Annotated in this window: 8 protein-coding genes and 2 pseudogenes; 3 read left to right on the top strand and 7 right to left on the bottom strand. The window is 63.5% G+C overall.

Annotation, left to right across the window (positions count from 1 at the left end; translation table 11 throughout):
• Both BLQ55_RS32305 and BLQ55_RS32850 read left to right on the top strand, forming a co-directional pair.
• Positions 1–183 (top strand): annotated as a pseudogene (locus tag BLQ55_RS32305) (IS481 family transposase); the annotation flags it as partial.
• Positions 184–303: 120 nt separating this feature from the next.
• Positions 304–390: pseudogene (locus BLQ55_RS32850) on the top strand (nucleoid-structuring protein H-NS); the annotation flags it as partial.
• Between the two features lie 119 nt (positions 391–509).
• On the opposite strand, the gene BLQ55_RS14400 reads toward BLQ55_RS32850, so the two are convergent.
• Positions 510–893: a DUF6124 family protein gene (locus BLQ55_RS14400; protein ID WP_092254542.1), complete on the bottom strand. Its 384-nt coding sequence runs from the start codon at positions 891–893 to the stop codon at positions 510–512.
• Between the two features lie 530 nt (positions 894–1423).
• Here BLQ55_RS14400 and BLQ55_RS14395 point away from each other — a divergent pair.
• The gene (locus BLQ55_RS14395; protein ID WP_092254539.1) at positions 1424–1804 is read left to right on the top strand and encodes a helicase; all 381 of its coding nucleotides are present in this window, start codon (positions 1424–1426) and stop codon (positions 1802–1804) included.
• A 190-nt stretch (positions 1805–1994) separates the two neighbouring features.
• Here the strand turns inward: BLQ55_RS14395 and BLQ55_RS14390 are convergent, their stop codons facing one another.
• The 6 genes from BLQ55_RS14390 to exbB all read right to left on the bottom strand — a co-directional run bounded on the left by BLQ55_RS14390 (position 1995) and on the right by exbB (position 8973).
• The gene (locus tag BLQ55_RS14390; RefSeq protein WP_092254536.1) at positions 1995–3395 is read right to left on the bottom strand and encodes an aminoacyl-tRNA deacylase and HDOD domain-containing protein; all 1401 of its coding nucleotides are present in this window, start codon (positions 3393–3395) and stop codon (positions 1995–1997) included.
• A 79-nt stretch (positions 3396–3474) separates the two neighbouring features.
• Positions 3475–5550: an ATP-dependent DNA helicase RecG gene (gene recG / locus BLQ55_RS14385; RefSeq protein WP_092204777.1), complete on the bottom strand. Its 2076-nt coding sequence runs from the start codon at positions 5548–5550 to the stop codon at positions 3475–3477.
• Positions 5551–5559: 9 nt separating this feature from the next.
• Positions 5560–6480: a hydrogen peroxide-inducible genes activator gene (locus BLQ55_RS14380; RefSeq protein WP_053126577.1), complete on the bottom strand. Its 921-nt coding sequence runs from the start codon at positions 6478–6480 to the stop codon at positions 5560–5562.
• Between the two features lie 331 nt (positions 6481–6811).
• On the bottom strand, positions 6812–7570 hold the full coding sequence (locus BLQ55_RS14375) for an energy transducer TonB (RefSeq protein ID WP_092254533.1): 759 nt from the start codon (positions 7568–7570) through the stop codon (positions 6812–6814).
• Complete coding sequence (gene exbD / locus BLQ55_RS14370; RefSeq protein WP_060740040.1) at positions 7567–7995, bottom strand: TonB system transport protein ExbD; 429 nt, start codon at positions 7993–7995, stop codon at positions 7567–7569. The genes BLQ55_RS14375 and exbD overlap by 4 nt, the downstream gene beginning before the upstream one ends.
• 6 nt (positions 7996–8001) lie before the next feature.
• Positions 8002–8973, bottom strand: a complete 972-nt coding sequence (exbB, locus tag BLQ55_RS14365) for a tonB-system energizer ExbB (protein WP_092254560.1) — start codon at positions 8971–8973, stop codon at positions 8002–8004.
• Between the last annotated feature and the right edge of the window lie 40 nt (positions 8974–9013).

Here is a 9013-nt window from a genome sequence, read left to right as displayed (position 1 = left end):
GGAATTATTAATCGAGCCGGTCTGCGGATATACGTGGGGAATCTGCTCAGGCATCAGAACATTGGAATGGAGATGATCAAGGACGGGGTATGGAATGTGATCTTCGGTCCGGTGATCCTAGGTCACGTCAATGCCAGGGACGCAAAGAACGGCTATGTTTCAATAAAAGTGTCACCTATGTGAATGCACTTTTTTGTAACCCATGTGGTTGTCCCGTACATTGCCCCACCACTCGGCACCTCGCCTAGGCTCGGTGTGCCCTCACTCCGGCATTGCTCCGTGGGCCGCCGCGAAGGGCCATCCATGGCCCAGCGCGGCTACCTCGGCATCCATGCCGAGGTGCCCACTGCGCAATACCTACGTTCGGCCAGCGTGGTCAACGGGGCCCCCAGATCAAAAGCCCGCCGAGGCGGCCTTATAGCCGACCTGGCTCTTTGGCCCTCCCCGATCCAATTGTGGGAGCGAGCCTGCTCGCGATGGCGTCGGCTCAGCCTGCATCAATGCAAGCGCTATCCCTTGGCATCAGGCGCCGCTATCTCCCTGGTTTCCAGATGATCCAACGCCCGCTCGACCAACAACTGCACCCCATCGGCCATGCGGCTGATTGCCAGGGCGATGCAGCGGCGTGAGTCATCCACGTCGTCAGCCAGGTCGGCGGCGATGGTGCTGATGGACAGCAGGTCTTCGGAGGCGTTGGCGAGCAGGGTTTCGGTGTCGATGTGAGGAGCAACGATGAAGAGGTGGCTTTTATCGGTTTCGGGTGGGGCAGAGGGTTTGGGGTTGAGGTAGTAATCGAGGGCGCGAGTGGCGGCGTCTTCGAGCTTTTTTTCTTCTTGCGCTTCGACGCGGGATCTGTGGCCGTTTTGCGGAGGATTCGGAGTTGCTTCGAACATGATGAAACTTCCTGGAAGTGGAGCCGGCACCCTCCGATTGCACGTCGGAAAATGGGTGGCAGCTGTACGTAGGTGTGCAAGACCGGTCCAGGAACCCGGCAGACCCGAAGGTCTCCCACGCGCAGCCGCCATAACAGTCGGCGAGCATAGAAAAATGCTCGGCGAATAGCCATAACGAATGCGTTCCTAGTTCGGACTTGCACGTCCGTGTCACCGTTTTTTGCGATGACGAACAAAGGTTAGCGGTGCCCCAGAGCCCTGCCTAGTTCACGAACAGCCCGGCGTGTTGAAGGAAATGTCCGAGGGTTGGGCAGGGGAAAGGGATCAAAAAATCGCAGCCTTCGGCAGCTCCTACAGAAACCGATGTAGGAGCTGCCGAAGGCTGCGATCTTTTGACTTCAGGTTTCGTGACTTGGCAGTCATCTTTCGCGAAAACCAGCTTATCTTCCGATAATGCGATCCGATGATGGCGTTGTGCCGAAGAATCGCTAAACTGCCAGCCATTGATCTTTTCTCACGAGGCTGTGCCCATGAAATTTCGTTTTCTGCTGTGGATGCTGGGGTTGTTGATGGGCAAGGCCAGCCGGACCAATCCGGCGTTCCAGCAGCAGTTGGGCGACAAGGAGCTGGTGTTCCAGCTGCAAACCCTGGACGGCAAGGTCGCCCGGCATTTCACCGTGAAAAACCAGCGCATCACCAGCCAGTCCGGCACTTATCCGACCCCGGCCTTTGCCATCGCCTTCAAGGACGCCGCCTATGGCTTCGCCACGATGCAGGCCAAGAACAAGCAGTTGGCGTTCATGACAGGGATCCAGGACAAGTCGATCCAGATCAAGGGCAACCCGGCGCTGGTGATCTGGTTCCAGGGGCTGACCAAGTACTTGAAGCCGAAGAAAGCCAAGAAGGCCTAGCCGAGAACCCGTGGCGAGGGAGCTTGCTCCCGCTGGGTCGCGAAGCGGCCCCAAGTGGTGAACGCAACCCTCCAGGCGGACCGCGACAGGCGGTTTTACGACTGCTGCGCAGCCGAGCGGGAGCAAGCTCCCTCGCCACACAAAGCTCGCCAACCCGTTGCGGTCAGGTTGGCTTCATCGAGTACCGGATTCAGCCGTGGCTGAACTGCGAAGCCAGTTCCCGCAACAACACTTCAGCTTCCAGCACCTTGCTGACCACGTCGTTGGCCTTTTCCCGGGTCAGGCCCACGCGTTCGAGCAGGGCATCCGGGATGTCTTCATCCGGGCCCGAGCCGATGCTGCGGGCCCGCAGCAGGCGCACGGCCAGGCACACCAGGTTCGGGTAGGCGGCGAATTCGCCGTCGTAATGCGGGTCGTGCTGGAAGCGCAGGGCGGTGGCCAGTTCTTCGGGCATGTCCCAGTAGCGCATCAGCCAGGCGCCGATCTGCTCGCGGCTGATGCCCAGCAGGTGTTGTTCCACGTAGCTGTGGCACAGGTGCGGGTTGACCTCCAGGTGCCGGCAGATCAGCGAGAAGTGCGGCGGGAACACGTGGGCCAGCAGCAGGTAGCCGAAGTTGTGCAGCAGGCCGGACAGGTAGGTCAGGCCGCCTTCGGGCCGCTGGGCGCGCGGCATGGCGCGGGTCAGGCCTTCGATCACGGCGGCGGTGTAGATCGACTGGTGCCAGTACGGCGTGGTGTGTTGCGGGTGGTCCTTGGGCAGGCTCAGGGTCTTGCCCAGGGCCAGGCCCAGCGCCAGGTTGATCACCAGGTCGAAGCCCAGTACCCGCACGATGGCGTCTTCCACTGAGCGAATCTTGCCCGGCGACGCGTAGTAGGGCGAGGCGGCCCAGCTCACCACTTGCGCGGCCAGGGCCGGGTCGGTTTCCACCACGCCGGTGATGTCATCGATGGTGGCGTCAGGGTCGACCCGCAGCTTGATGATTTTTTGCGCAGTTTCAGCCAGTGGCGGGATCTCGATGGTTTCTTCCAGCCGCTGCTGGATACGCCGGGCGGTGAACGCCTGCACCGCCTGGGTGATTTCCGCGCGGTCGTCGTGCGGGCGGTCCAGGTTGGGGGTGATGTTGCTCACGGCTTCGCCGAACGTCGCGGCGCTGGCCTTGGTGAGCATGGTCTTGAACGCTTCGCTGGTCACTTCCAGCAGCAGCCCCGGCTCGCCGGAGTTGATCAGCAGCTTCGGTTCGCGCAGCAGGCTTTCTTCGTACAGGCACGGTGAGCTGGTCAGCGCCGGCAGCCCGGGCAGCAGGCTCAGGCTGTGTTTGCCGAGCATGCGCTCCAGGCGTTCGGTCGGCACCGCCGTGAGCTTGCGGCCGGTGAGTTCGGCCAGGCGGTTGAGGTCCAGCAGCTGGCTTTGCGGAAACAGCACCATGAGCGCGCCAACGGCATCGTGCAGCAACACCGCCTGCACTTTGCGGGCAGGGTTCAGGCCGGGTCGTTCGAGTACTTCGTCATAGCCGATGCCCAATTTCTCGAGCAACAGCCGAATAACAGACGGAGCGTGCGGGGCTTCGGGGACGAGGGCAGCTTCTGTCATGGTCTGTATCCGTTTTCCTACAAGTTGGTCAGTATAACCAGCTTGTCCTGCACGCGGGTCTGGAAAACTGAGCGCGTGCTCACACTTGGCCGTATTGCTGCCCATGACGCAGCCAGCGATCCAGCAGCGGGCTGACGTGGTCGGGCCAGCGTTCCAGCAGGGCCTGGGCGGCGTCGCGTACGGCGGGGAGCAGATCGGCGTCGCGCATCAGGTCGGCTACCTTGAATTGAAGCAGACCTGTCTGGCGTGTGCCGAGCATTTCACCGGGGCCACGCAATTCGAGGTCTTTTTCGGCGATGACGAAACCGTCGTTGGTTTCGCGCATGATCCCCAGCCGTTGGCGGCCGATCTGCGACAGCGGCGGGTGATAGAGCAAGACGCAATGGCTGGCGGCGCTGCCCCGGCCCACCCGGCCGCGCAGCTGGTGCAACTGCGCCAGGCCCAGGCGCTCGGGGTTTTCGATGATCATCAAGCTGGCATTGGGCACGTCGACGCCCACCTCGATCACCGTGGTGGCGACCAGCAGTTGCAGGGCGCCGGCCTTGAATTCAGCCATCACCGCGGCTTTCTCGGCGGGCTTCATGCGGCCGTGGATCAACCCGACCTTCAATTCGCCGAGGGCGGCGGTGAGGTCCTCGAAGGTGGTTTCGGCCGCCTGGCAGGTCAGTTCTTCCGATTCTTCGATCAACGTACACACCCAATAGGCCTGCCGACCCTCGGCACAGGCGCTGCGCACGCGCTCGATCACTTCCACCCGTCGGGTATCGGTGACCAACACGGTATTGACCGGCGTGCGGCCGGGAGGCAGTTCGTCGAGGATCGAGGTGTCGAGGTCGGCGTAGGCGCTCATCGCCAGGGTCCGCGGGATCGGCGTGGCGGTCATGATCAATTGATGAGGGCACATCCGCCCACCGACGCCTTTCTGCCGCAGGGCCAGGCGCTGTTGCACGCCGAAGCGGTGCTGTTCGTCGATGATCACCAGGGCCAGATTCTTGAACTGCACTTCGTCCTGGAACAGCGCATGGGTGCCGACCACCATCGGTGCGCCCTCGGCGATCTGCGCCAGGGCGGCGGCGCGGTTCTTGCCCTTGAGCTTGCCGGCCAGCCAGGCGACTTCGATGCCCAGCGGTTCGAGCCAGCGCTGGAAGGTGATGAAGTGTTGTTCGGCGAGGATCTCGGTGGGCGCCATCAGCGCCACCTGATAACCCGCCTCCAAGGCCTGCAGCGCGGCGAGGGCGGCGACCACGGTCTTGCCGGCGCCGACATCGCCCTGGATCAGCCGCAGCATTGGCTCGGGCTGGCTCAGGTCGTAGGCGATTTCGTTGCCGACCCGTTGCTGGGCGCCTGTGGGGGTGAAGCCGAGGTTGGCCAGGTAACGGGCCGGCAGGTCCCTGGCCTTGGGCATGGCCGGGGCGCGCAGGGAACGCAGGCTCTCGCGCAGGCGTTGCTGGGACAGTTGGTGAGTCAGCAGCTCTTCGAACGCCAGGCGATGCTGGGCCCAGTGATGGCCGAGGGCGAGTTCGTCCACGTCGGCGTCGGCGGGTGGATGATGCAGGTAGCGGATCGCGTCGGCCAGCGGCGCCAAGTGGTAGTCCCGGGCCAGTTCCGTGGGCAGCCAGTCGGGCAGGCTGCTGGGGCCGAGCAATGTCAGGGTTTGCTGGCAGAGCTGGCGCAGGCGTTGCTGGGTCAGGCCTTCGGTGAGCGGATAGACCGGGGTCAGGGTTTCATCCACGGGCGGCGGTTCGTCGCCGGTAATGCTGCGGTATTCCGGGTGATAGATCTCCAGCCCCGAAGCCCCGGGCCGTGCCTCGCCGTAGCAGCGCACGCGGGTGCCACGCTTGAGGCCTTCCTTTTGCGCATTGCTGAAGTGATAGAAGCGCAGGCTGAGCCCGCCGGTGCCGTCCTGCAGGCGCACCACCAGGCTGCGGCGGCGGCCCATGACCACGTCGGCGCCGCTGACGGTGCCTTCGATCACCGCGTCCTGTCCCGGACGCAGATGGCCGATGGGCACCACGCGGGTGCGGTCCTGGTAGCGCAACGGCAGGTGGAACAGCAGGTCCTGGAGGGTTTCCAGGCCGACCTTGGCCAATTTCTCGGCCATGGCTTCACCGACACCCTTGAGTGTCGTGACCGGCACCTTCGACAGCTCAGTCATGACAGCGGCTTACTTGCCAGCGGGCGGCTTGGCCACGGAGCACAGGCGGATCGAGTCGGCGAGGATTTCGATGGCCTTGGGCCGCGGGAAACTGGCGCGCCAGGCGATGGCGACGGTACGGAACGGCACGGGCGGCGTCAGCGGGCGGACTTCGATCACGCCGGGGGAGTAATGGTGGCTGTCCACCGCCGACAGCGGCAGGATCGAGATGCCCAGGCCGGATGCGACCATGTGGCGAATGGTTTCCAGGGAGCTGGACTCCACCGTGGTGTGCTTGGCCCCTTCGCTGCCCTTGGTCAGGGTCGGGCAGGCTTCGAGCACCTGGTCGCGGAAGCAATGGCCTTCGCCGAGCAGCAGCAGGCTCTTGTCGTTGAGCAGGGCCGCGTCGATGGTTTTTTTCTGGGTCCAGGGGTGCTCTGCCGGCATCAGAACGTAGAAGGGTTCGTCGTAGAGCGGCAGGGTCAGGACGTCGGCTTCGTTGAACGGCAGGGCGATGATGATCGCGTCCAGCTCGCCGTTGCGCAGCTTGTCGCGCAGCACGTGGGTGAAGTTTTCTTCGATGTACAACGGCATCTGCGGGGCGACCCGGTGCAGTTGTGGAATCAGGTGCGGGAACAGGTATGGGCCGACGGTGTAGATCGCGCCGACTTTCAGCGGGGCGGTCAGTTGGTTCTTGCCGGCCTGGGCCAGTTCGCGGATGCCTTGGGCCTGCTCCAGGACCTTTTGTGCCTGGGCGACGATGCCTTCACCCACCGGGGTCAGGCGCACGGCGCTTTTGCTGCGCTCGAAAATCAGTACACCGAGTTCGTCTTCAAGTTTTTTCACGCCCACCGATAGCGTCGGCTGGCTGACGTGGCAACGCTCGGCCGCATGGCCGAAATGCTGCTCTTGGGCGAGGGTCACGATGTAGCGTAATTCTGTGAGGGTCATGGCGAGCGTCCGTGAAGTTGCGAGCCAAGCATACCGGCTGCAATCGATAGACGCACGTTATCAGACTGGGGGCGCGGTGTGACACTGTCGAATGTGTGTGTGGTCAGGGATTTATTCAAGGATATGGAATTGTCTGTGGAAGCAAGGCTTGCCCGCGATGAAGTTGACGCGGTGTTCGCTGGAGCCGAGGTGCCTGTATCGCGAGCAAGCTTTGCTCCCACAGATGCCCTGGTGCCCACAGATGCCGCGGCTCCCACATTTTGTCTTTGCTCCAGAAGGCCTCTTCACCAGAAACAAAAAAGCCCCTGTTAAGGGGCTTGCAAATATGCGATCAGCGCCGGCGCTTGTCGATGGAGTACACAAACGGTGCCGTCAGTTCGATGGTGCCGTTGGTCAGCAACTCCGCCGGTGGCTTGGGCAGCGGTTGGGCGCGGCGGATCATTTCCAGGGTGGCCCGGTCCAGCAACTCCGTGCCGGAACTGCCCACCAACTCGAATGACAGCACGTTGCCGTCGGCATCCACCACGAAACGCAAGCGGTTGGTGCCTTCCTTGTTCATTTGCTGGGCCCTGGGCGGGTACTTCTTGTACTTGCCCAAGTGCGCCAGCAGCGTGCCCTGCCAATTGGCCTTGGCGGCCATTTGCGCCGGTGACGGGCCGGGCGCCGGTTGCGCGGACTTCTCGGTCGGTGCCTGGGTCGGCTGGGTGTCGCTCGGTTTCGGCTCCGACGGCAGTTCCTTCGGCGGCTCCGGCTTTTTCTCGACCACGGGCTTGGGTTTGGGCGGTTGAGGCTTGGGCTTGGGCTTGACCGGCTTGGGCACGGCGATTTCCGGCTTCGGCGCTTCGGCAAGCTTGGGCAGCGGCAGCTCTTCGACCGGCTCGGGCGGCTGCGGCGGTGTGACGACTTTTGGCGGTGCCGGCGGTGGCGGGGCTGGCACTGGCGCCAGTTCGACCATCATCGCCTGGGGTGGCAACTCGATGGGCGCGCGCGAGGTCCAGTTCAGCGCCAGGGCGATGGCGAGCGCATGCACGCCCAGTACCACCACCAGGCTACCGCTGTAACGCGTCAGCTTTTGGCGCGTCGTGATCATTTCTTGGGCGCCGTCTCGAGTCCGACCAGGCCGACCTTCAGGTAGCCGGCGCTTCGCAGTGCATCCATCACGCTCATCAGGTCGCCGTAGTCCACGCCTTTATCGGCCTGGAAGAAGATCGTCGTGTCTTTCTTGCCCTGGGTCTTGGCGTCGAGGGTCGCGCCGAGGGTGTCGGCCTTGACCTCGTCTTCACCCAGGAACAGGCGCTGGTCGGCCTTGACGCTGAGGAACACCGGTTTTTCCGGCCGCGGCGAAGGCTTGGCCGTCGACGCCGGCAGGTCGACCTTGATGTCCACGGTGGCCAGCGGGGCGGCCACCATGAAGATGATCAACAGCACCAGCATCACGTCGATGAACGGCGTGACGTTGATTTCGTGGTTCTCGGCCAGATCGTCGTCTGCGCCTTCTTTCAAATGCAGGCCCATGGCCGATTACCCCACTTTCACCATGTGCGGTTGCGAGCTGCGCTCGGACGGCAGGTGATCGAGGTCACGGCTGACCAGCAGCAGGACTTGCGCCGAAGCGTCGGAGACCTGGGCCTTGTAGCCGGCAATGGAGCGGGCGAAGACGTTGTAGATCACCACGGCTGGAATGGCCGCGACCAGGCCCAGTGCCGTTGCCAGTAGGGCTTCGGCGATGCCTGGAGCGACGACGGCGAGGTTGGTGGTCTGGGTCTTGGCGATGCCGATGAAGCTGTTCATGATGCCCCACACGGTGCCGAACAGGCCGACGAAGGGGGCGGTGGAACCGATGGTGGCGAGCACGCCGGTGCCGCTGCTCATGTTGCGACCGCAGGCGGCGACCAGACGCTCCAGGCGGAAACTCACGCGCTCCTTGATGCCTTCTTTCTCGCGGCTGTTGGCCGACAGGCGCATCTCTTCGAGCGCGTCATGCACCAGCAGGTTGGCGAGGGTGCCTTCCTTCGCGGCGGTGGCGCTGGCTTCCTTGAGGGTGGCGGCTTTTTTCAGGGCGGCGATTTCACCGCGCAGGCGACGCTTGGCACCCAATAGCTCGAAGCCTTTGGCAATCCAGATGGTCCAGGTGATGATCGAGGCGATGGCCAGGCCGATCATCACGATTTTCACGATGATGTCGGCGTTCTTGTACATGCCCCATGACGACAGGTCGTGGGCCATGCCCAGCGAGTTGTCGGCTTCGAGCGCTTCAGGTGCCTGGGCCTCGACGGCTTGGGCCGGATCGGTGGCGACCGGCGTCGCAGCGGGAGCGGCCGGGTCTGCCGGTGCCTGGACGGCGGCCGGGGTTGTGGCTGGGGACGTGGCGGGCGTCTGCGCATCGGCGAGCGCGGCGACAGGCGCCAGCAGCAGGCTGAACAGCAGGGCGGCTACCGTGCTCCAGGCACGAGGTCGGTTGGTTGGCGAAGCGGGGGATAGAGAGCGTTTCATGCTGGCCGGACCTGAGAAAAAAAGAAGGTTGATGTTCTTC

This window comes from Pseudomonas sp. NFACC13-1 (assembly GCF_900104425.1).
GTDB classification, from domain to species: Bacteria; Pseudomonadota; Gammaproteobacteria; order Pseudomonadales; family Pseudomonadaceae; genus Aquipseudomonas; species Aquipseudomonas fluorescens_AA.
This window is presented reverse-complemented; position numbering and strand designations above follow the sequence as displayed.

What these genes read in the sequence shown, in the direction of transcription:
- exbD (WP_060740040.1), bottom strand. Translation starts at nt 7,995, where the DNA reads ATGGGCCTGCATTTGAAAGAAGGCGCAGACGACGATCTGGCCGAGAAC.
- BLQ55_RS14395 (WP_092254539.1), top strand. Translation starts at nt 1,424, where the DNA reads ATGAAATTTCGTTTTCTGCTGTGGATGCTGGGGTTGTTGATGGGCAAG.
- exbB (WP_092254560.1), bottom strand. Translation starts at nt 8,973, where the DNA reads ATGAAACGCTCTCTATCCCCCGCTTCGCCAACCAACCGACCTCGTGCC.
- BLQ55_RS14400 (WP_092254542.1), bottom strand. Translation starts at nt 893, where the DNA reads ATGTTCGAAGCAACTCCGAATCCTCCGCAAAACGGCCACAGATCCCGC.
- BLQ55_RS14390 (WP_092254536.1), bottom strand. Translation starts at nt 3,395, where the DNA reads ATGACAGAAGCTGCCCTCGTCCCCGAAGCCCCGCACGCTCCGTCTGTT.
- recG (WP_092204777.1), bottom strand. Translation starts at nt 5,550, where the DNA reads ATGACTGAGCTGTCGAAGGTGCCGGTCACGACACTCAAGGGTGTCGGT.
- BLQ55_RS14380 (WP_053126577.1), bottom strand. Translation starts at nt 6,480, where the DNA reads ATGACCCTCACAGAATTACGCTACATCGTGACCCTCGCCCAAGAGCAG.
- BLQ55_RS14375 (WP_092254533.1), bottom strand. Translation starts at nt 7,570, where the DNA reads ATGATCACGACGCGCCAAAAGCTGACGCGTTACAGCGGTAGCCTGGTG.